This window comes from Pseudomonas sp. AN-1, assembly GCF_034057115.1.
Lineage (GTDB): Bacteria > Pseudomonadota > Gammaproteobacteria > Pseudomonadales > Pseudomonadaceae > Geopseudomonas.
In genome coordinates, this window is record NZ_CP139195.1 from 2,816,174 (window position 1) to 2,836,627 (window position 20,454).

Here is a 20,454-nt window from a genome sequence, read left to right on the forward strand (position 1 = left end):
GCCAGCCGAGCTTTATTGGTTTTTTACGAAACCAAAGGAGTGAGTCATGTCCAAACTGGCTCATGATCAGAGATTGACCTTTGATTGCAGCCCGACCGCGACGATGCCGCTGGAAATCCAGAGTTTTCTTCTCTCCACAATGTCCCTCTCGAAAAAATCCTTGAACGAGAGCACGCTGCCCTGAGTTTTGTATTCGGTGGTATCCGAGTTCTTCAGGCTCTCGGGGACAACGAGGTGGATGCCCTGAGAGGCCATATCTTTGATCGCGTTTACGGCGATACTCTCGTCCAGAGTGGCAAGATAGAGATCGCAGTCTCTCATCTCCCCTTTGACCTGCTTCCACCGCTCACGAAGGGTCGTCTTCGCGCTTAGAACGAGGGCCTCGCAGTGCTGGCGGGTAGAGCTCTCGTATATAGTTCTGCTCGGCAGAATGAAGTCAGGACGCTTCTTGGCTTCGAGCACGACCTGCTTCTCGAACGGGATCCCGCCATCTGCCAGCATTGCCTCGATGTGGTGCTCGAAGGAGTAGCCCGCGCGGGACTTCCTCTGCTGAGCGGCAGAGAGCAACAGAGCGTCGATCTTGGGAAAGTCGAGCACGACAGCCCGCAGTACCCTCTCGAGACTCGCCTTAGCAGGGTCATCCCCCAGAATCATCCGAGCCAGATCGATGGACCTGGCTTTGATCTGATAGTCCTTGAAAATCTCGTATTCGAGACCACGACTGATCGCCCACAGAGCGTCGCCGGGATTACCCATAGCGTATGGATCCAGGCTCCTCAGCCCGTTCTCATCCAAATAGCGGTTTCGCGCAGCGGCGGCGAGCTCCGAAGTCGTCGGCATCGTACCGTAGCGCGAGGCGAGTTCCGGGAAGCTTCCGTCGCGAAACGCCCTGACGACCTCCTCGATGAATGAGACGGTCTTCTCCTCCCGCTCCCGTCGGACCTCGGTCGTAATGAATATTCCCGAGCGGAAGTCGGGAGGCAGAGAAAGGATGTCATGGACAACGTCGTATTCGTCGCTCTCGGAGTCGACGATCAAGGCCTTGTATCGTTTACCACTCCTCCCTAGGACGAGCAGAGAGGCAGGAGAAGCATCGCGAAATGGCGGCTTCGGCAGGCCGGTGAGATGGGTTTCGACCCCCTTACTCGTGTAGTTGACAAGCCTAGCTCGCTTCGGCTCTCCGACTGCTGGCCATTCGATCTCGAAATAAGCTTCGCGAATCACGGCGGCGTCGGCTTTCTTGCGCACCTTCGTCACCAGCGGGGGGAAAAAGCCTCCATCCCTCTCGGCCGGAGGCACGTAGATTCCGCCCTGATGCTTGTTTGGCCGACGAGCCCAGTCCCTATCGTTCACAGACAGCTTCTTGACGTAGAGCGAATCGCTCTCGTCCAGCAGGGAGGTCAGAAAGCACGAGGCTTCAGCCTCGGCGAAGGTATCGATTACAGGGCCATTCGAGCGTTTGATTTTTTTCATAAGCGGATACTACTGACGGCTCAAGCGCCGGTCTACCTAGCCGTAGAGGCCACTACGCAGGCATGTCGCCCGGGTGATTTCGCAGGTGGGCATCCAGCACGAAGCGGAACAGGCTGGCCACCTCGTCATCGCTCATCGGCCCCGGCTGGTGGTGATGGGCCGGGCGCAGCACGCGGGTCTTGCCGTCCCGCGCGAGCCAGTCGAACACGAAGAAGTGCGCTCCCTCGACCTGGTTGAGCGGCTTCACCATGCCCCATGTGCGCGTGCTGCGAGCATAGAGCGCAAGGTACATCGTCAGCATCTGGCGGGCGTCCGCGTCCGGCGCCTGCAGCGTGTCGTAGAAGCGCAGCGCGTCCGACAGCGCATCGCCAGGCACGGGAACCTGCGCGGCAAGGTCGCCCATCAGTCCGCCACCTGACTGCATGTCCCGGTAAAGCTGCGCGCCCGCCTGGGTGACCATACGCGGCCCGCCGTGGAGATTCACGCTGTAGAGCCACAGCTTCACCGGGTTGCAGGACAGGGCGTCCGCGTCCGTTTTCCAGCCGGCCGCCTGCATCTGCTGCTGCAGTCGCGCCATGCGCGCCCTCTCCAGATCATTTTCCATGTATGAATTTCCAGTGTTTTTGCGACTTTTCGCATGATGCCCTGTTGCCACAGGTCTTTCCAATCCCCAGAATACGCAAAATGCGAAAAACGTTCCCAGAGGAAACAAAATGGCACCCAATGACCATCAGACCAGCTTCGCCCTGCTGCGCGAAAAGGCAGGCATGACCATCGAGGACGTGATGGAGCTGACCGGTAAATCGAAAAGCACGGTCTACCGCTGGGAGAATGGGCAGATTCAGGCCGACAAGCTGGCCCTCAAGGTCATCAACGAGCGGATTGCCCACGCGGCCAGGGGCCACGAGAGCAAGCCCGGCGCGGCTTTCCGCTTCATCGACCTGTTTGCCGGCATTGGCGGCATGCGCAAGGCCTTCGACGCGGCGGGCGGGCAGTGCGTGTTCACCAGCGAGTGGAACAAGTACGCCCGCATGACCTACCAGGCGAACTACGAGTGCGACCACGAGGTGACCGGCGACATCACCAAGATCGAGGCCAGCGATATTCCGGCCCATGACGTGCTGGTGGCCGGATTCCCGTGCCAGCCGTTCTCGATTGCCGGCGTCTCCAAGAAGAACTCGCTGGGCCGCGCCCACGGTTTCGAGGACAAGACACAGGGAACGCTGTTCTTCGACGTGGCCCGCATCATCGCGCACCACCGCCCGGCGGCCTTCCTGCTGGAAAACGTGAAGAACCTGAAGGGGCACGACAAGGGCCGTACCTTCCAGACCATCATGGAAACCCTGCAGGACGAGCTGGGTTATCACGTCCACCACCGGATCGTCGACGCCCAGCACTGGGTGCCCCAGCACCGCGAACGCATATTCATCGTTGGTTTCCGCGAGGACGTGCCGTTCGACTTCGACCAGCTGGTTTTCCCGGGAAAACCGCCGGTACTTGGCGACATCCTGCACCCTGAAAACGGCGACGAGGAGGCCGAAGCCCCCTTCACCGAGGGTGACGCGGCCACGGTCGCGGAGAAGTACACCCTGACCGAAAAGCTCTGGAACTACCTGCAGGCCTACGCCGACAAGCACAAGGCCGCCGGCAACGGTTTCGGCTTCGGCATCAACGGCAAGGACGACGTGACACGTACCCTGTCGGCCCGGTACTACAAGGACGGCTCCGAAATCCTGGTGCACCAGCAGGGCAATCGCCCGCGCCGGCTGACGCCGCGCGAGTGCGCGCGCCTGATGGGCTTCGACATGCCCGGCCAGCCGCTGTTCGAGATTCCGGTTTCGGATACCCAGGCGTACAAGCAGTTCGGCAATGCAGTGGTGGTTCCCAAGGTGAAGGCCATCGCACAGCTGATGCGCCCGCATGTCGAGGCCATTCTCGAAAGCAGTCGGCGGCATGACCCGCAACTGGCCATTGCTGACCTGTTCGAGGCTGAAAAGGCCACTGCATGACGGATGTCGTCAGCTCCGAAAAGCGGAGCCAGATGATGTCCGGGATCCGTTCGAAGGACACCCGGCCAGAAATGATCGTGAGGCGTGCGCTGCACGCCCGCGGTTTCCGTTACCGACTGCACGTCAAAGACCTGCCGGGAAAGCCGGACCTCGTTTTCCCCCGTTACAGAAGCGTGGTCATGATCCACGGCTGTTTCTGGCACGGGCACAACTGCCACCTGTTCAAAGTGCCCGGCACCCGGACAGAGTTCTGGCTGGCCAAGATCGGACGCAACCGGGAGCGGGATGCGGAAGTGCGACAGGCGCTGGCCGGACTGGGGTGGCGGGTGCTTGAAGTCTGGGAATGCGAGTTGCGGGGCGCCCGTAAAGCGGGCTACCAGCCCGTTGTAGAGCGGATTGCGGCCTGGCTATCGCTTGCCAATTGAGCCATTCAGAGGAATAGTCTCGCCCTCCATGTCCCTGCACCTCTCAAGCAAGGACAGCCTTTGGAAGGGAAACCATGTCTGCCAGTCTCAAAACTCCACTTGAAAATGTTGCTGATGCCATGCATCGGCATGGGGCCCACCATGTCGTGTTCAAGCTGCTAGCGAACAATGACAACTCCAAGCAACAGATCTATTTCGGTGGCGATTTTGACGTCCTCAGAATGATCCCGCACGGTGAGCTGACAGGGACGTTCAGCGAAAGGGACGGCGTAATTTTTAAAGCGCCACTCACGCTTAGCTGGCTTCCAGCTGACCTTACCGGGCTGCCATCACCTGCTCCTGGTGCCCAGCTGATTTACTACCCCCGTTATCCTGAAGTTCGTATGTCAGGATTCCTACGGGGGTGCGCTCATGCGCCAAGTCACCTAATGCAACCTCCGACTCCAGAGGAGCGGATTCTGCGGGAGCACACACCTAGATGCCTCGTCCTCGGCATTTGCCCCAATGGTGAGGTCCTTGCTTATGTAGGCGCTTGGGGGAGCGTCCTTGCTCAAGATGCAATCTTGAGGATCCAGAGTAACCGCGCAAACAGCGTCGCCTCGGTCTTCTATGAGTTGCGACCACCGAAATCTGACGGCCGCAAAGAGCTCCTGCGGAGGCTTTGCTCTATCAGTGCCAGTGGCCCCATTGCTTCCTGCCGTTTGGACGCGACAGGGCAGAAAATCCAGTATTCTGCCAAGAACGCTGCCGGATACACGTTAGAAAGCCTCTTTAACATCACTCCAAATGGGGCGTCTGAACCAGACTTTATGGGCTGGGAACTGAAGGCACACAGCAGCGGTGCTCTGACGCTAATGACCCCAGAGCCAGACTCCGGAAGCTACCTAGATGACCTAGGAATCTTCCTTGAAAACTATGGGAGATCGGACAGCTCTCGCCGTGACTTCACAGGAAGGCATCTTAACAATATCCCCTGCGAAAGATCCTCCCTTACGCTTCGAATGGAGGGATACGACCCGAACAGTGGGGAGGTAATCGACCCGGATGGAGGCCTTACGCTTCGTGACGAGGACGGCAACTTGGCCGCCGGATGGAGCTTCAGCAAACTGATATCGCATTGGTCAAGGAAACATGCTCAGACGGCCTATATTACTTACACGAAGACCTCAATCAAGGAATATCCGTATTTCCAATATGGGCCAGAGGTGCTTTTGTGCCGAGGATCCGAAGTCAAACGATTCCTTTCAGCTTTACATGACGGGACAATTTACTATGACCCGGGTGTAAACCAAAAGCTTCACGGTGAGCAGTGGCGCGCCAAGAAAAGAAACCAATTCCGAGTTGCGTGGAAAAACGTCTGCAACCTATATGAGCACACAGATAAACTTGATCTTTCCCAGTCCCAGTGGATACTCAATACCATCAATGAGCGGACTGCCCATACAGCAAGGGTCCACGAGAACAAGCACCGCGCGGCTTTCCGCTTTATCGACCTGTTTGCCGGCATTGGCGGAATGCGCAAGGCCTTCGACGCAGCGGGCGGGCAGTGCGTGTTCACCAGCGAGTGGAACAACCACGCACGCATGACCTACCAGGCGAACTACGAGTGCGACCATGAGGTGGCCGGCGACATCACCAAGATCGAGGCCAGCGAGATTCCGGCCCACGACGTGCTGGTGGCCGGCTTCCCCTGCCAGCCATTCTCGATTGCCGGCGTATCCAAGAAGAACTCGCTTGGCCGCACCCACGGTTTCGAGGGCAAGACGCAGGGCTCGCTGTTCTTCGACGTAGCCCGTATCCTGGCCTACCACCGCCCGGCAGCCTTCCTGCTGGAAAACGTGAAGAACCTGAAGGGGCACGACAAGGGCCGCACCTTCCAGACCATCATGGAAACCCTGCGGGACGAGCTGGGTTATCACGTCCACCACCGGATCATCGACGCACAGCACTGGGTGCCCCAGCACCGCGAACGCATCTTCATCGTCGGCTTCCGCGAGGACGTGCCGTTCGACTTCGACCAGCTGGTTTTCCCGGAAAAACCGCCGGTACTGGGCGACATCCTGCACCCGGAAAACGGCGACGAGGAGGCCGAAGCCCCCTTCACCGTGGGTGACGCGGCCACGGTCGCGGAGAAGTACACCCTGACCGCAAAGCTCTGGGACTACCTGCAGGCCTACGCCGACAAGCACAAGGCAGCGGGCAACGGCTTTGGCTTCGTCATTAACGGCAGGGACGACGTGACCCAGCCCCTGTCAGCCCGGTACTACAAGGACGGCTCCGAAATCCTGGTGCACCAGCAGGGCAACCGCCCGCGCCGGCTGACGCCGCGCGAGTGCGCGCGCCTGATGGGTTTCGACATGCCCGGCCAGCCGCTTTTCGAGATCCCGGTTTCGGATACACAGGCGTACAAGCAGTTCGGCAATGCGGTGGTGGTGCCCAAGGTGAAGGCCATCGCACAGCTGATGCGCCCGCATGTCGAGGCCATCCTGGCGGGCCAGCAGCGGGGACAGGCACAACCGGTGTCCGAGGCTGAAAAGGCCACTGCATGACGGATGTCGTCGGCTCCGAAAAGCGGAGTCAGATGATGCCCGGCATCCGCTCGAAGGACACCCGGCCAGAAATGATCGTGCGGCGTGCACTGCACGCCCGCGGTTTCCGCTACCGCCTTCACGTCAAAGACCTGCCGGGAAAGCCTGACCTCGTTTTCCCTCGCTACAGAAGCGTGGCTATGGTCCATGGCTGCTTCTGGAACGGGCACGATTGCCATCTGTTCAAAGTTCCCGGCACCCGAACAGAGTTCTGGCTCGGCAAGATCGAGCGCAATCGCGAGCACGATGTGGAGGCAAGGAAAGCACTTCGTGCGCCTGGCTGGAGGCTTCTGGAAGTCTGGGAGCGCGAGCCAAGGGCAGCCCGGAAGAACGGCTACGCCCCGTTGTAGAGCGGATTGCGGCCTAGCCATCCTCTTAGTCTACGAGCGACGGAAGTGGCGCACATGGAAAGTCTTCAGCAGCACTTCACCGGCGTAGCAGCGAAATACCTGAACCGCCCCGAGCCGAACACCTCGGATTAAGAGCAGCTAAAAAAAACCTGACTCTCGCGACGGGAGCCAGAGGCGGTGCGGTCTGTAGCGACCGCATACGAGGTTTTGTTATCGGCTCTAAAAATGCCATCCCTGCGTCGCAGCGCTCCGACTACCTGTCCAAATGAGCGTGGAACATGTGTCCGGATCAGTGTGGGCTGAGTGTCCGAATGGCGTGAAATCCGCAACGGGTCGACCGCCTAGGAAAAACCTTTCAACTTGAGCTGCTCCAGCAGGGCCATGCGCACGCCGCGACTGGTGAGCTACTGCACTAGGCGGTGCAGATCGTCCAGGTTGCGGGCCAAGCGGTCCATGCTGCGCACCACCAAGGTATCGCTCTCACACACCTAGATGAGCACCCCGTCAAGCTGGGGACGCGAGCAACTAAGGCACAGCCCTGGACACCTAGCAGCTAACCCGTAATGAGCCGTGTATCACCGTAGTTTTTAGTATTTTCTCGAGTAACTACAGAAAATCGGCAATTAGCCGGAACACGGCAGCGCAGCGTTTTTGGATGCTCTCCATGCAATTTAACAGGGAGTTGCTCCATGCAAACGAAGAATCATCAGGCGGCCACGGCGGCGGCAAACACTGCTGACACCACGACACTGCTCCTGACTAGCGCTGACGCCGCACAAATGCTTGGCATCTGTACTAACACCTTGGCCGTTTGGCGCTCGACCGGGCGCTACAACCTGCCGTTTATCAAGGTCGGCCGCTGCGTACGTTACCGCCTCAGCGACTTGACGGACTTCATGACGCATCGCACTGCGCTGCACACCGGCCAGGTGACCCGTCATGACTGACCCCGTGATTCTGTTCCGCGAAGCAATGGCCGCCACCTTCGGCCCGCTGGACTTCCTGCCGATCCCTGATGGCGAGATTCACCGCTTCCACGTCCCTGGCGACCGCGCCGGCTCGCGCAATGGCGCCTATGCCTTGTATCTGGATGGCATTGCGTCGGGCTGGTTCGGGAGCTGGAAGATGGGCAGCTGGCAGATCTGGAACAGCCGGCGCCCCGTTGATCACCTAGAGGAGCAGTTGGTCTCTCAGCGCATTGAGCAGGCTCGTCGCCAACGCGAAGCCGAGCAGCATAAGCGCCAGCAGGCCACCGCCGACGAAGCCTCTGCAATGTGGACTACGGCTGCCCCTGCTGCCACCACCCACCCCTACCTGCTCAGCAAGGACTGCCAGCCGCACAACCTGCGCCAGCAGGGAGGCGTTCTGCTGGTACCGCTGTACTTGGAACGCCAGCTAGTGAACCTGCAACGCATCCACCCTGACGGCACCAAACGGTTCATGGGCGGCGGCCGTGTGACGGGTGCGTACAGCCCGCTTGGGGTGCGTCTGGAGCCCGGACAGCACATCTACATCTGCGAGGGCTGGGCAACCGGGGCGACCATCCATGAGTACACCGGCGCTGCCGTCGCCTGTGCTATGAACGCCGGCAACCTGCTGCCTGTGGGCGACCGCCTGCGCCTGGCATACCCAGACAACCCGTTGATCATCGCCGGTGACGACGACCGTCAGACCAAGGGTAATCCCGGACGTACCGCCGCAGAGCGCGCCGCCCGCGCCCTAGGCTGCGAGCTGATCTTCCCGCCCTGGCGTGGTGACGAGCCGTTGAGCCTGTCCGACTTCAATGACCTCTACCTGTGGCGGAAGGCCAAAAAATGAGCAACAACGCTGATCTGATTCCCGGCAGCATCATCCCTAGCCCCGTTCGGCCCTGTTGGTGCGTCTATAACCACGAGGTGACCATCGATGGTGTGAAGCTGCGGCCTGGCGTCTGGTTTCATGACATCGCGCAAAGGGGCGATGATGATGAAGACGAAGAAATGTCAGCGAATACATGGCTGTGCGGCCCGCTGCATGTTGAGGCCATCAGCCGTAACGTGTCGCAAGCCTCGGGCTATGGTTACCTGCTCCATTTTCGAAACATCGACGGCAAATGGTTGCAGTGGGTGATGCCTAGCGAAATGCTGGCCGGAAGGCCCGACCCTCTTGTGGCAGCGCTGCTCGACATGGGGCTGGAAATCGATCACCGGTCCCGCGCGAAAGTGCAGGGCTACATTGCTAGCCAGAAACCGAAGCGGCGCGTCACCGCCGTCACCACTACTGGCTGGCAGGGTCCGGAGCTGTTCATCACCCCCTCGGAGAAAATCGGCCAGGGCGATGCCTTCTACCAGGCCGACAGCAACGGCGACGGCAACTACAGTAAGGCCGGCACCCTGGACGGCTGGCGCGAGGATATCGCAGCCATGATGCCGGGCAATCCCATTCTGCAACTGGCCATCGGCACAGCGCTGGCTGGCCCGCTACTGGCGCCACTGGACATCCACACGGGCGGAGGCTTCCACCTGCTGTCGGATAGCTCCAACGGCAAAACGACCGCCGTGCTGTGTGCAGCTTCTGTCTGGGGGCATGGCGCGCGCTTCACTCTGAAGTGGAAAGCCACCGCCAACGGCTTGGAGGGGATCGCATCGCTTCGCAATGACACCCTTTTGGCCCTGGACGAACTGGGGCTGGCTGACCCGCGTTATGTGGGTGATGTGGTGTACAGCGTGGCGGATGGTATCGGCAAGCAACGTGCCGGGCGCACCGGAGCAGCCCGCACCACCAAACGCTGGCGCGTCATGCTGCTGTCGAGTGGGGAGATCACCTTGGAAACCAAGATGGCTGAGGCCGGAAAGCGCACCCGCGCTGGACAGGATGTGCGCTTGGTCACTGTATCGGCTGGCCGAAAATTCGGCGCTTGGGACGATCTCCACGGCCACCCAAGCGGCGCCAGCCTGTCCGACGCGCTCACACGCGCCAGCTCCACCTACTACGGTCACGCAGGTCCCGAGTTTGTCCGCCAACTGATCGCGCACGGCGAGTTCGAGCGGCTGCCGGCCCTGCTGGAAACCATCCGTAAGCGTTTCTCCGCCCGCACCGGCCAAACGGCCCGCGTGGCCGAACGCTTCGCCATCACCGCTCTAGCCCTAGAGCTAGCTACGGGCTTCGGCCTGCTGCCGTTGGCACAGGGTCAGGGAACCGAAAACATGGTGGGGCTGTTCGATGAGTGGCAGACGGGGCGCGGTGAAGGCCCGAGTGAAGACCGGCAGATTCTCAAGGCGGTGGCCGACTTCATCGATCGCCACGGCGGGAGCCGCTTCCAGTCTGTCAAAGCTGACGCCATCGAGGTGCGCGACCGTGCCGGATACTGGGAGAGCACCAACACTGGGCGTCTGTACCTGTTCAACCGCAGCGGCCTGGAGGAAGCCACCAAGAGCTTTGAACTGGCCCGCGTAGTGCGCGCCCTAGACAATGTGGGCGCCATCACCAAGAAGCAAGCACCCGGCAAGTACCAAGCGAAGCGCCGGCTGCCGGATGGCTCAACGCCTTGGTTGTACTTCATCGACCCTGCCCGGCTGGCACCTGACGACTGAGCGAGATTGACCGTTTCGAGCGTGCCACAGGTGCCACAGCCAAGAGCCACGCGGCTTTCAGCTGTGGCACCCGGCAAGCGAAAACCTGCCACAAGTGCCACAACACCAACACCTGTGGCACTTGTGGCACCTACCAAGAAACCCCGTGCCACAGCTACAGGCCGCGCCATTATTGGCTGTGGCACCTGTGGCACGCTAAAACCCCCAAGGACACAGCGAATGAGCAAGCTGTTCGAGCTGATCGAAGCGGCCGTACGCCAGATCCCCGCCCAGCAGCCGCCCCCTCTCCCTCCTCCTGAAGAGCTGCGAGCACTCACCGCAGCAAATGACTCGCAAAGAGCAGTTCAGGCTGCATTGCCAGCCACACAACCCACAAGCGAATCGCGGCACAACGCCTGGACAGTAACTCTCCACGGCAAGCTGATCTGTCGTATGGTCGGCCAACCCATGACTCGTTCGGAGGCACTGGCGACAGCTCGCTGGCGCTGGCCCGAGGCTGACATTTTGGAGGATTGAAACAACTGGAGCGTTATCGCCAGTGCCCGTGATCCCGGTGCTTGGGCACTATGAGACAGACTGGAAACGTAACCCCGGCGTAACCCCGAGCCAAAAACGAAAAAGGCCTGCATCGCTGCAGGCCTTGATTTATATGGTGCCGGCACCAGGAATCGAACCCGGGACCTACTGATTACAAGTCAGTTGCTCTACCAGCTGAGCTATACCGGCAAGAATGGGTCCGGATTATAGCGACTGAGGCGCCGGAGTAAACCGGAAAATGCCTGAATCTTCAGGGTCTTGCGCCATCCCCCGGAGGCTGGCGGATGAACTGCAGGGCGTGGCGCAGGCTGGCGGGGGACAGCTCGCCCAGGTGGCTGTGGCGCAGACGGCCTGCGGCGTCGTAGAACAGGGTGGTCGGCAGGGCGCGCGAGCCGGCCAGTTGGCCGAGCTGGTTGCCGCCATCCAGCAGCACGTCCTGACCGTCGATGCCCTGGCGGGCGAGGAAGGCGGCAACCTCGGCGGCGCCCTCGCCCTGGTTGACCAGCAGGAAGCGCACGCCGGGCTCGCTCTGCCGCGCGGCCAGCAGCACCGGCATCTCGCGCCGGCACGGCGGGCACCAGCTGGCCCACAGGTTGATCACCAGCGGCTGGCCGCGCAGTTCGTCGAGCAGCACCGGCCGGCCGGCGAGATCGCGCAGGGTCAGTTCGGGCAGGCGGCCGGCGCGTTCGAGCTGGTGCAGGGCCAGGCTGGCCCCGCCCCAGACCAGCGCGCCGGCCAGCACTCCGAGCGCCAGCGGGCGGCGCAGCGCGGCGCGGCGCCAGGCCCGGATCGCGCCGATCAGCAGCGCGCCGAGCACCCCGGGCCAGAGCAGGAAGCCGCCGTCACGGATGTCCAGCGCCTGCCAGGGGGCGGCGGCGTAGTCGCCCGCGTACTGCAGCACGAAGGCCAGCCGCGCCAGCACGAGGCCGCCGAGCAGCATGGCGAACAGGGTCGGCTCGGGATCGAGGCGCTGCCGTCGGCCGGCCCACCAGCCGACGGCCCAGGCGGCGGCGAAGGCCAGCAGCAGGAGCAGGTAGCGCACCGGCAGGGCCAGCGGGCCGAGGTCGAGGGTCAGCATCGGTGCTCCGGGGCGGCAGGCGGTGGCATCGGGTATCCTTGTGGCTGGGCGGCGGGCGGCCATCTTCGCCCGCACCACGCAGCGGAGCCAGCCCGGCGCCGTTACCGGAAATGACCTGCGGAGACCGCGCATGCGCATCCTGCTCACCGGCGGTGCCGGCTTCATCGGCTCGGCGCTGGTGCCCCAGCTGATCCGTCAGTGCGGAGAAGCGGAGATGTATCTGAGCAATCGCGGCCAACATGCCGAGGTGCTTGCCGAATGCGATCCGGCGCAGCGCTTGGAACACCTGCTGGAGGAACTGCCGTGAAGGCCATCGCCACCGCCCTGGACGGCGTGCTGATCCTCGAACCCAGGGTGTTCGAGGACGCGCGCGGCTGTTTCTTCGAGAGCTGGAACGCGCACACCTTCGCCGAGCTGACCGGCATCGCGGCCGAGTTCGTCCAGGACAACCATTCGCTGTCGCACCGCGGCGTGCTGCGCGGCCTGCACTACCAGCTGCCGCCGGCCGCGCAGGGCAAGCTGGTGCGCGTGGTACAGGGCGCGGTGTTCGACGTGGTGGTCGACCTGCGCCGCGGTTCGAGCACCTTCGGCCGCTGGCTGGGGATCGAGCTGAGCGCGGCCAACCGCCGCGAGCTGTGGATTCCGCCGGGCTGCGCGCACGGCTTCCTCAGCCTGGCCGACGACACCGTCACCCTGTACAAGACCACCGCCGGCTACAGTCCGCGGCACGAGCGCTGCATCCGCTGGGACGACCCGGCCCTGGCGATCGCCTGGCCGCTGGCCGCCGCGCCGCTGCTGTCGCCGCGCGATGCCGAGGGCCTGGCGCTGGCGGATGCCGAGGTGTTCCCGTGAAGATCCTCCTGCTCGGCGCGCACGGCCAGCTCGGCCGCAGCCTCGCCCCGCTGCTGGCCAGCTTCGGTGAACTGCAGGCGCTGACCCGCGCCGAACTGGACCTGCACGACCTGCCCGCGCTGCGCCAGTGCCTGCGCCGCGAACGGCCGCAGCTGGTGGTCAACGCCGCGGCCTGGACCGCGGTGGAACAGGCCGAAGGCGAGCCGCAGGCGGCCTTCGCCCTCAACGCCGCGGCGCCGGCCGCGCTGGCCGAGGAGGCGGCGGCGCTCGGCGCCTGGCTGCTGCACTACTCCACCGACTACGTGTTCGACGGCCGCCTAGGCCGGCCCTACCGGGAAACCGACGCCTGTGCGCCGCTCAACGTCTACGGCCAGAGCAAGCGGGCCGGCGAGCAGGCCATCGCCGCGGCGGGTGGGCGGCACCTGATCCTGCGCACCAGTTGGCTGTACAGCCGCCACGGCCGCAACTTCCTGCTGACCATGCAGCGCCTGCTGCGCGAGCGCGCCGAGGTACGGGTGGTCGCCGACCAGTTCGGCAACCCGACCAGTTGCGCCGCGCTGGCCGCCGCCAGCCTCGCGCTGGTGGCGCGCATCGCCGCCGGCAATCCCGGCCCCGGCGGCCTGTACCACGCCAGCTGCACCGGCGGCGCCAGCTGGTACGAGCTGGCCGAGGCGATCGCCGCCGACCTGCGCGCCCGCGGCGAGCCCTGTGCGCGCCTGCTGCCGATCGCCGCCGCCGACTATCCCAGCTCGGTGGCGCGCCCGGCCGACTCTCGCCTGGACTGCAGCGCCCTGCAGCGCGACTGGGGCGTGGCGCTGCCCGACTGGCGCACGGCGCTGGCGGCCTGTCTGGCCGGCCCCGCATAATGCCGGCCGATCCACCGCCGAAGGCCGCCATGCTCCGCCCCCTCGACCTGCTGCAGCGTCCGCGCTGGCGCACCCTGTTCGTCCTCGCCGCCCTGCTCGCCCCGCTGCTGTGGCCGATCGAGCACCTGGCGACCCGCTACTACCGCGAGCGGGTGGCCGGGCAGAGCAGCCAGACCCTCGAGCTGTACGTGGCCAACCTGCGCGGCACCCTGCGCCGCTACGAGGCGCTGCCGCACATCATGGGCGACCTGCCGGCACTGCGCGCCGCCCTGCGCGCCCAGGAGGACGCCGACAGCATCAACGCCGCCAACCAGCTGCTGGACCGGGTGCGCCGGCAGAGCGGCGCCGAGGTGATCTACCTGATGAACCCGGCCGGGCTGACCCTGGCGGCGTCCAACTGGAGCGACTACGACGCCTTCGTCGGCCGCAACTTCGCCTTCCGCCCGTACTTCCGCGAGGCGCTGGCCGGGCGCCTCGGCCAGTTCTTCGGCCTCGGCACCACCTCCGGCAAGCGCGGCTACTACTTCGCCACCGCGGTGCGCGACGGCCACGAGGTGCTCGGCGCGCTGGTGGTCAAGATCGACCTCGACCACACCGAGACCCTGCTCGGCTCGACCCCCGAGCAGCTGCTGGTCACCGACGCCAACGGCGTGGTGATCCTCACCTCGCGCCCGGACTGGCGCTTCCGCGCCACCCGCGCGCTGAGCGCCGCCGAGCGCGCCGACATCGCCGCCAACCTGCCCTATCCGACCCAGCAGCCGCAGCCGCTGGCGCTCGCCGAGCACGACTGGCTGCGCCAGAGCCACCTGCTCGCCGAAACCGGCTGGACGGTGAACATCCTCGCCCCGCGCAGCCTGGTCGAGCGCCCGGTGCAGAGCGTGATGGCCATCGCCACGGCGACCCTGCTGGCGATCCTGCTGCTGCTCGCCGTGTGGCTGCAGCGCCGCCGCCACCTGCTCGAACGCCTGGCCCTCGACGCCCGCACCCGCCGCGAACTGGAGCAGCGGGTGGCCGAGCGCACCGAAGACCTGGTGGCACTGACCGAGCGCCTCAAGCAGGAGGTGCTCGAGCGCGAGCAGGCCCAGCAGGAGCTGGTGCGCGCCCAGGACGAGCTGGTGCAGGCCGGCAAGCTCTCCGCGCTGGGCACCATGAGCGCCAGCATCAGCCACGAGCTCAACCAGCCGCTGGCGGCGATCCGCAGCTACGCCGACAACGCCGGCGTGCTGCTCGACCACGGCCGGATCGACGACGCCCGCGGCAACCTCAGGCTGATCAGCGAGCTGACCGCGCGCATGGCCTCGATCATCAGCCACCTCAAGGCCTTCGCCCGCCGCGACCGCAAGGCGCCGGAGACCGTGGCCCTGCAGCCGGCCCTCGACGACGCCCTGGCCCTGCTGGCCAGCCGACGCCGGGCGCTGGAGGTGGAGCTGCTGCGCGACCTGCCCGACGCCACCCTGTGGGTGCAGGCCGGCGAGACGCGCCTGCGCCAGGTGCTCGGCAATCTGCTGGCCAACGCCCTCGACTCCCTCGCCGAGCGCGCGCCGCCGCGGCGCCTGTGGCTCAGCGCGCAGACCCTGGCCGACGGCCGCATCAGCCTGACCCTGCGCGACAACGGCCCGGGCTTCACCGCCGAGGCGCTGGCGCGCGCCCGCGAGCCGTTCTTCACCACCAAGACCACCGCCCGCGGCCTCGGCCTGGGCCTCGCCATCTGCGACAGCCTGATCCGCGCCCTCGGCGGCGAGCTGCTGCTGGCCAACCACGACGATGGCGGCGCGCTGGTCACCCTCAACCTGCTGCCGGCCAGCGCCGGGCCCGGCACCCAGTCCCCGGAGGATCGCCCATGAGTTCCGCGCCCACCGTCGCCGCCGCCACCGAGGTGCTGCTGGTCGACGACGACCCGCACCTGCGCCAGGCGCTGGCGCAGACCCTCGACCTGGCCGGCCTGCGGGTCGAGGCGCGCGGCGACGCCCGCGGCCTGGCCGAAGCGCTGCCGGCGGACTGGCCGGGGGTGGTGGTCAGCGACATCCGCATGCCGGGGATCGACGGCCTGCAGTTGCTCGGGCAACTGCACGGCCGCGATCCCGAGCTGCCGGTGATCCTGATCACCGGCCACGGCGACGTGCCGCTGGCGGTGCAGGCGATGCGCGCCGGCGCCTGGGACTTCCTCGAGAAGCCGTTCTCCAGCGACGCGCTGCTCGACAGCGTGCGCCGCGCCCAGGCGATGCGCCGCCTGGCCCTGGAGAACCGCCAGCTGCGCCAGACCCTGTCCGGCCGCGATGCGCTGGAGGGCCGCCTGATCGGCCTGTCGGCGGAGATCGTGCGCCTGCGCCAGCAGGTCGCCGCGCTGGCCGGCACCCGCGCCGACGTGCTGATCCTCGGCGAGACCGGCAGCGGCAAGGAGGTGGTGGCGCGCGCCCTGCACGACCTCTCGGCGCGCCGCGACGGTCCGTTCGTGGCGATCAACGCCGGCGCCCTGGCCGAGTCGGTGGTGGAGAGCGAGCTGTTCGGCCACGAGGTCGGCGCCTTCACCGGCGCCAGCAAGCGGCGCATCGGCAAGTTCGAGTTCGCCAACGGCGGCACCCTGTTCCTCGACGAGATCGAGAGCATGAGCCTCGACGTGCAGGTCAAGCTGCTGCGCCTGCTGCAGGAGCGCACGGTCGAGCGCCTCGGCTCCAACCAGCTGATCCCGCTGGACATCCGAGTGATCGCGGCGACCAAGGAGGACCTGCGCGTGGCCGCCGACCAGGGCCGCTTCCGCGCCGACCTGTACTACCGCCTCAACGTCGCGCCGCTGCGCATCCCGCCGCTGCGCGAGCGCGGCGACGACGTGCTGCTGCTGTTCCGCCACTTCGGCGCCCTGGCCGCCGAGCGCCACGGCCTGCCGCTGCGCGAACCGGACGCCGGCGAGCGCGCAGCCCTGCTCGGCCACGCCTGGCCGGGCAACGTGCGCGAGCTGCAGAACGCCGCCGAGCGCTTCGCCCTCGGTCTTGATCTGGGCCTCGGCGAGGCGCCCGTCGGGCAGCCGACCGAAGGCAACCTGGCCGCCCGCGTCGAGGCCTTCGAGCGCGGCCTGATCACCGCCGAACTGGCCCGCGGCCATGGCTCGCTGCGCAGCTTGGCCGAGGCGCTCGGCGTACCGCGCAAGACCCTGCACGACAAGCTGCGCAAGCACGGCCTGAGCCTCGGCGAGGGTGGCGGAAACCCGCACGACGACCTCGACTGATCTGGCGGAATCCCGCCACCCCACCCGCCCGCGCCGGCCACTCCGGGCCGCGCCGGGCGCGGCATTCCACCCCTCGACCAAAGTCGAACCCACCCCTGCAAGCCGCGCACCAGAGGCCTTTGCGCCTCCATGCGGGCGGGCGCTGGCGCACGTTTCCGGCCGCTGGCATAGCGGTTGCTAAGCTCAGGGTATCCCGCGCCGGCCTGTCCGCCGCGCCCGAGCGGTTCCCCCTCTCTCCACCGCTCGGGCCGGCGGCAGGCCGGCCGCCGGGGTAACGCCGTTCAAGCTGCGTCATCACAACAACGAGGAAGTACCCGCATGTTCAAGCTGACTGCCAAGGCGCTCGCCTGCGCCCTCTCGCTCGCCGTCGCCGGTCTGGCCCAGGCCGCCGAGTCTGCGACCGCCCCCATCGTCATCAAGTTCTCCCACGTGGTGGCGGAGAACACGCCCAAGGGCCAGGGCGCGGTGCTGTTCAAGAAGCTGGCCGAGGAGCGCCTGGCAGGCAAGGTCAAGGTCGAGGTCTACCCGAACTCCTCGCTGTTCGGCGACGGCAAGGAGATGGAGGCGCTGCTGCTCGGCGACGTGCAGCTCATCGCCCCGTCGCTGGCCAAGTTCGAGCACTACTCCAAGGGCGTCCAGGTCTTCGACCTGCCGTTCCTGTTCGACGACATGGCGGCGGTCGACCGCTTCCAGGCCAGCCCCGCCGGCCAGGGCCTGCTGACCTCCATGGAGAGCAAGGGCATCACCGGCCTGGGCTACTGGCACAACGGCATGAAGCAGCTGTCGGCCAACAAGGCGCTGTACGAGCCCAAGGACGCCCGCGGCCTGAAGTTCCGCGTGCAGGCCTCGCAGGTGCTCGAGGAGCAGTTCAAGGCGGTGCGCGCCAACCCGCGCAAGATGAGCTTCGCCGAGGTCTACCAGGGCCTGCAGACCGGCGTGGTCAACGGCGCCGAGAACCCCTACTCGAACATCTACTCGCAGAAGATGCACGAGGTGCAGAAGTACATCACCGAGTCCAACCATGGCGTGCTGGACTACATGGTGATCACCAACACCAAGTTCTGGAACGGCCTGCCGGATGACGTGCGCAGCGAGCTGCGCAAGATCATGGACGAGGTGTCCGTCGAGGTGAACAAGCAGGCCGAGGCCCTCAACCAGGGCGACAAGCAGCGCATCCTCGATGCCAAGACCACCGAGATCATCACCCTCAACGACGAGCAGCGCGCCAAGTGGCGCGAGGCGATGAAGCCGGTGTGGAAGAAGTTCGAGGGCGAGATCGGCGCCGACCTGATCAAGGCCGCCGAAGCCGCCAATACCGCCAACTGAGTTCTACCTGAGCGATTGGTTCGCCCGCGGGGCGGGCGCCGCCGGCAGCCGCAGAGCTGCACGCCGCCCGCCCCGCCGTTCTTTCCACCGGAGATACCTGCCATGAACGCCTTGCGCCTGGTCTGGGATCGCTTCGAGGAAGGCTTCATCGTCTTCCTGCTGGCGGCCATGACCCTGGTGACGTTCGTCTACGTCATCCTCAACAACCTGTACACGCTGTTCTACAACCTCGGCGATCGCTTCGCGGCGGCCGGCGACTTCTTCTTCGCCATCGGCGACTTCATCCTCGACCTGGCCCAGGCGATGACCTGGAGCAACGCGCTGACCAAGGCGCTGTTCGCCTGGCTGATCTTCTTCGGCCTGGCCTACGGCGTGCGCACCGCCGGCCACATCGGCGTCGACGCGCTGGTCAAGCTGGCCAGCAAGCCGGTGCAGCGCCTGATCGGCCTGGTCGGCTGCGCCGCCTGCCTGGGCTACGCCGGGCTGCTCAGCGTGGCCAGCTTCGAGTGGGTGCAGACCCTGTTCACCGCCGCCATCGGCGCCGAGGACCTCGGCCACTTCGGCGTCATGCAGTGGCACATCGGTCTGATCGTGCCGCTGGGCTTCGCCATGGTGTTCATCCGCTTCGCCGAGATCTTCGTGCGCATCCTCACCAACCGGCAGACCGGCCTGGGCCTGGCCGACGAGGCCGCCGAGGCGATCAAGCTGACCGAGCACGAGGAGCACACCAAATGACCATCCTGTTCCTGTTCCTCGCCCTGTTCGTGCTGATGTTCATGGGCGTGCCGATCGCCGTGTCGCTCGGCCTGGCCGGCTCGCTGACCATCATGATCTTCAGCGAGGACTCGGTACGCTCGCTGGCGATCAAGCTGTTCGAGACCTCCGAGCACTACACCCTGCTGGCCATCCCGTTCTTCCTGCTCGCCGGCGCCTTCATGACCACCGGCGGCGTGGCCCGCCGGCTGATCGACTTCGCCAACGCCTGCGTCGGCCACATCCGCGGCGGCCTGGCGATCGGCGCGGTACTGGCGTGCATGCTGTTCGCCGCGCTGTCGGGCTCCAGCCCGGCCACCGTGGCCGCGGTCGGCTCCATCGCCATCGCCGGCATGGTGCGCTCGGGCTACCCGCAGGCGTTCGGCGCCGGCATCGTCTGCAACGCCGGCACCCTGGGCATCCTCATCCCGCCGTCGGTGGTGATGGTGGTGTACGCCGCGGCCACCGAGACCTCGGTCGGCAAGCTGTTCATGGCCGGCGTGGTGCCGGGCATCCTGCTCGGCGCGGTGCTGATGGTGGCGATCTACATCATCGCGGTGAAGAAGAACCTGCCGGCCCTGCCGCGCGCCAGCGTGCGCGAGTGGCTGGGCGCCGCGCGCAAGGCGATCTGGGGCCTGCTGCTGATGGTGATCATCCTCGGCGGCATCTACTCGGGCATGTTCACGCCGACCGAGGCGGCTGCGGTGGCCGCGGTCTACTCGGCCTTCGTCGCCCTGTTCGTCTACAAGGACATGAAGCTGTCCGAGGCGCCGGCGGTGATCCTCGAGTCGGCCAAGCTGAGCATCATGCTGATGTTCATCATCGCCAACGCCATGCTGTTCGCCCACGTGCTGACCACCGAGCAGATCCCCCAGCAGATCACCGCCTGGGTGGTCGAGATGGGCCTGTCGCCGTGGATGTTCCTGCTGGTGGTGAACATCGTGCTGCTGGTCGCCGGCGCCTTCATGGAGCCCTCGGCGATCATCCTGATCCTCGCCCCCATCCTGTTCCCGATCGCCGTGCAGCTGGGCATCGACCCGATCCACCTCGGCATCATCATGGTGGTGAACATGGAGATCGGCCTGATCACCCCGCCGGTGGGCCTCAACCTGTTCGTCACCTCGGCGGTCACCGGCATGCCGGTGTCCGCGGTGATCCGCGCCGCCATGCCCTGGCTGATGATGCTGATCGGCTTCCTGCTCCTCATCACCTACATCCCGGCGATCTCCCTGGCCCTGCCCGAGTGGCTGGGCATGAGCTGATCCCATTGCGCGTTCTGGCTTGAAAGGCGTTCGACCCGGCTCTGCCGGGTCTTTTTTTGTCCGACGAAAGGCGGCGCGGAGTGCGCAGCGGCGCACAGCCGGAACGGAGCGCCACCCCTAAGCTGCGATCTCCCTCGAGC

Annotated in this window: 19 protein-coding genes, 1 tRNA gene and 1 pseudogene; 16 read left to right on the forward strand and 5 right to left on the reverse strand. The window is 65.3% G+C overall.

Translation table 11 applies throughout. The annotated features are described in order from the left end of the window. Positions 1-66: 66 nt before the first annotated feature. Both SK095_RS13210 and SK095_RS13215 read right to left on the reverse strand, forming a co-directional pair. Positions 67-1,473 (reverse strand): type II restriction endonuclease, encoded by a 1,407-nt coding sequence (locus SK095_RS13210; protein WP_320546551.1) that lies wholly within the window; start codon positions 1,471-1,473, stop codon positions 67-69. A gap of 52 nt (positions 1,474-1,525) precedes the next feature. Further along, entirely contained in the window at positions 1,526-2,077 is a 552-nt protein-coding gene (locus SK095_RS13215) for a hypothetical protein (protein ID WP_320546552.1), read from the reverse strand. Between the two features lie 109 nt (positions 2,078-2,186). Between SK095_RS13215 and dcm the strand changes: the two genes are divergently transcribed. From dcm to SK095_RS13235, 4 genes are all read left to right on the forward strand, one after another. Then, positions 2,187-3,482, forward strand: coding sequence for a DNA (cytosine-5-)-methyltransferase (gene dcm, locus SK095_RS13220; protein ID WP_320546553.1), 1,296 nt, complete (start codon positions 2,187-2,189; stop codon positions 3,480-3,482). After that, the gene (locus SK095_RS13225; protein WP_320546554.1) at positions 3,479-3,907 is read left to right on the forward strand and encodes a very short patch repair endonuclease; all 429 of its coding nucleotides are present in this window, start codon (positions 3,479-3,481) and stop codon (positions 3,905-3,907) included. Before dcm ends, SK095_RS13225 begins: the two co-directional genes overlap by 4 nt. 428 nt (positions 3,908-4,335) lie before the next feature. Further along, on the forward strand, positions 4,336-6,456 hold the full coding sequence (locus SK095_RS13230) for an MvaI/BcnI family restriction endonuclease (RefSeq protein WP_320548900.1): 2,121 nt from the start codon (positions 4,336-4,338) through the stop codon (positions 6,454-6,456). Further along, positions 6,453-6,845, forward strand: coding sequence for a DNA mismatch endonuclease Vsr (locus tag SK095_RS13235; protein ID WP_320546555.1), 393 nt, complete (start codon positions 6,453-6,455; stop codon positions 6,843-6,845). The genes SK095_RS13230 and SK095_RS13235 overlap by 4 nt, the downstream gene beginning before the upstream one ends. A 407-nt stretch (positions 6,846-7,252) precedes the next feature. Here SK095_RS13235 and SK095_RS13240 read toward each other — a convergent pair. Further along, positions 7,253-7,363 (reverse strand): annotated as a pseudogene (locus tag SK095_RS13240) (recombinase family protein); the annotation flags it as partial. A 171-nt stretch (positions 7,364-7,534) separates the two neighbouring features. On the opposite strand from SK095_RS13240, the gene SK095_RS13245 reads away from it, so the two are divergent. From SK095_RS13245 to SK095_RS13260, 4 genes are all read left to right on the forward strand, one after another. Beyond that, entirely contained in the window at positions 7,535-7,792 is a 258-nt protein-coding gene (locus tag SK095_RS13245) for a helix-turn-helix domain-containing protein (protein ID WP_320546556.1), read from the forward strand. Continuing rightward, entirely contained in the window at positions 7,785-8,663 is an 879-nt protein-coding gene (locus SK095_RS13250; protein ID WP_320546557.1) for a toprim domain-containing protein, read from the forward strand. Before SK095_RS13245 ends, SK095_RS13250 begins: the two co-directional genes overlap by 8 nt. Beyond that, positions 8,660-10,417 carry a DUF927 domain-containing protein gene (locus SK095_RS13255; RefSeq protein WP_320546558.1) on the forward strand — a complete coding sequence of 586 codons (1,758 nt, stop codon included), beginning with the start codon at positions 8,660-8,662 and terminating at the stop codon, positions 10,415-10,417. Before SK095_RS13250 ends, SK095_RS13255 begins: the two co-directional genes overlap by 4 nt. A 219-nt stretch (positions 10,418-10,636) precedes the next feature. Then, positions 10,637-10,933: a hypothetical protein gene (locus SK095_RS13260; RefSeq protein WP_320546559.1), complete on the forward strand. Its 297-nt coding sequence runs from the start codon at positions 10,637-10,639 to the stop codon at positions 10,931-10,933. Between the two features lie 134 nt (positions 10,934-11,067). On the opposite strand, the gene SK095_RS13265 is transcribed toward SK095_RS13260, so the two are convergent. Beyond that, positions 11,068-11,143, reverse strand: a tRNA-Thr gene (locus SK095_RS13265). A gap of 61 nt (positions 11,144-11,204) precedes the next feature. After that, entirely contained in the window at positions 11,205-12,032 is an 828-nt protein-coding gene (locus SK095_RS13270) for a TlpA disulfide reductase family protein (RefSeq protein WP_320546560.1), read from the reverse strand. A gap of 130 nt (positions 12,033-12,162) precedes the next feature. On the opposite strand from SK095_RS13270, the gene SK095_RS13275 reads away from it, so the two are divergent. The 8 genes from SK095_RS13275 to dctM all read left to right on the forward strand — a co-directional run bounded on the left by SK095_RS13275 (position 12,163) and on the right by dctM (position 20,314). Then, positions 12,163-12,339 carry an SDR family oxidoreductase gene (locus SK095_RS13275; RefSeq protein ID WP_136491058.1) on the forward strand — a complete coding sequence of 59 codons (177 nt, stop codon included), beginning with the start codon at positions 12,163-12,165 and terminating at the stop codon, positions 12,337-12,339. Then, entirely contained in the window at positions 12,336-12,884 is a 549-nt protein-coding gene (gene rfbC, locus SK095_RS13280) for a dTDP-4-dehydrorhamnose 3,5-epimerase (protein ID WP_136491059.1), read from the forward strand. The genes SK095_RS13275 and rfbC overlap by 4 nt, the downstream gene beginning before the upstream one ends. Further along, entirely contained in the window at positions 12,881-13,750 is an 870-nt protein-coding gene (gene rfbD, locus SK095_RS13285) for a dTDP-4-dehydrorhamnose reductase (RefSeq protein ID WP_320546561.1), read from the forward strand. The genes rfbC and rfbD overlap by 4 nt, the downstream gene beginning before the upstream one ends. Before the next feature lie 29 nt (positions 13,751-13,779). After that, complete coding sequence (locus SK095_RS13290; RefSeq protein WP_136491061.1) at positions 13,780-15,594, forward strand: sensor histidine kinase; 1,815 nt, start codon at positions 13,780-13,782, stop codon at positions 15,592-15,594. Next, positions 15,591-16,973 carry a sigma-54-dependent transcriptional regulator gene (locus SK095_RS13295; RefSeq protein ID WP_136491062.1) on the forward strand — a complete coding sequence of 461 codons (1,383 nt, stop codon included), beginning with the start codon at positions 15,591-15,593 and terminating at the stop codon, positions 16,971-16,973. Before SK095_RS13290 ends, SK095_RS13295 begins: the two co-directional genes overlap by 4 nt. 318 nt (positions 16,974-17,291) lie before the next feature. Beyond that, positions 17,292-18,299 carry a C4-dicarboxylate TRAP substrate-binding protein DctP gene (gene dctP / locus SK095_RS13300; RefSeq protein ID WP_136491063.1) on the forward strand — a complete coding sequence of 336 codons (1,008 nt, stop codon included), beginning with the start codon at positions 17,292-17,294 and terminating at the stop codon, positions 18,297-18,299. A 102-nt stretch (positions 18,300-18,401) separates the two neighbouring features. Then, positions 18,402-19,034, forward strand: coding sequence for a TRAP transporter small permease (locus tag SK095_RS13305; RefSeq protein WP_136491064.1), 633 nt, complete (start codon positions 18,402-18,404; stop codon positions 19,032-19,034). Further along, a complete protein-coding gene (gene dctM, locus SK095_RS13310; protein WP_136491065.1) occupies positions 19,031-20,314 on the forward strand; it encodes a C4-dicarboxylate TRAP transporter large permease protein DctM in 1,284 nt (427 codons plus the stop codon). Before SK095_RS13305 ends, dctM begins: the two co-directional genes overlap by 4 nt. Positions 20,315-20,454: the final 140 nt, after the last annotated feature.

Bases quoted from the DNA above. Each gene is read 5' to 3' on its own strand.
- SK095_RS13210 (WP_320546551.1), bottom strand. From the start codon at position 1,473: ATGAAAAAAATCAAACGCTCGAATGGCCCTGTAATCGATACCTTCGCC.
- SK095_RS13215 (WP_320546552.1), bottom strand. From the start codon at position 2,077: ATGGAAAATGATCTGGAGAGGGCGCGCATGGCGCGACTGCAGCAGCAG.
- dcm (WP_320546553.1), top strand. From the start codon at position 2,187: ATGGCACCCAATGACCATCAGACCAGCTTCGCCCTGCTGCGCGAAAAG.
- SK095_RS13225 (WP_320546554.1), top strand. From the start codon at position 3,479: ATGACGGATGTCGTCAGCTCCGAAAAGCGGAGCCAGATGATGTCCGGG.
- SK095_RS13230 (WP_320548900.1), top strand. From the start codon at position 4,336: ATGCAACCTCCGACTCCAGAGGAGCGGATTCTGCGGGAGCACACACCT.
- SK095_RS13235 (WP_320546555.1), top strand. From the start codon at position 6,453: ATGACGGATGTCGTCGGCTCCGAAAAGCGGAGTCAGATGATGCCCGGC.
- SK095_RS13245 (WP_320546556.1), top strand. From the start codon at position 7,535: ATGCAAACGAAGAATCATCAGGCGGCCACGGCGGCGGCAAACACTGCT.
- SK095_RS13250 (WP_320546557.1), top strand. From the start codon at position 7,785: ATGACTGACCCCGTGATTCTGTTCCGCGAAGCAATGGCCGCCACCTTC.
- SK095_RS13255 (WP_320546558.1), top strand. From the start codon at position 8,660: ATGAGCAACAACGCTGATCTGATTCCCGGCAGCATCATCCCTAGCCCC.
- SK095_RS13260 (WP_320546559.1), top strand. From the start codon at position 10,637: ATGAGCAAGCTGTTCGAGCTGATCGAAGCGGCCGTACGCCAGATCCCC.
- SK095_RS13270 (WP_320546560.1), bottom strand. From the start codon at position 12,032: ATGCTGACCCTCGACCTCGGCCCGCTGGCCCTGCCGGTGCGCTACCTG.
- SK095_RS13275 (WP_136491058.1), top strand. From the start codon at position 12,163: ATGCGCATCCTGCTCACCGGCGGTGCCGGCTTCATCGGCTCGGCGCTG.
- SK095_RS13290 (WP_136491061.1), top strand. From the start codon at position 13,780: ATGCTCCGCCCCCTCGACCTGCTGCAGCGTCCGCGCTGGCGCACCCTG.
- SK095_RS13295 (WP_136491062.1), top strand. From the start codon at position 15,591: ATGAGTTCCGCGCCCACCGTCGCCGCCGCCACCGAGGTGCTGCTGGTC.
- dctP (WP_136491063.1), top strand. From the start codon at position 17,292: ATGTTCAAGCTGACTGCCAAGGCGCTCGCCTGCGCCCTCTCGCTCGCC.
- SK095_RS13305 (WP_136491064.1), top strand. From the start codon at position 18,402: ATGAACGCCTTGCGCCTGGTCTGGGATCGCTTCGAGGAAGGCTTCATC.
- dctM (WP_136491065.1), top strand. From the start codon at position 19,031: ATGACCATCCTGTTCCTGTTCCTCGCCCTGTTCGTGCTGATGTTCATG.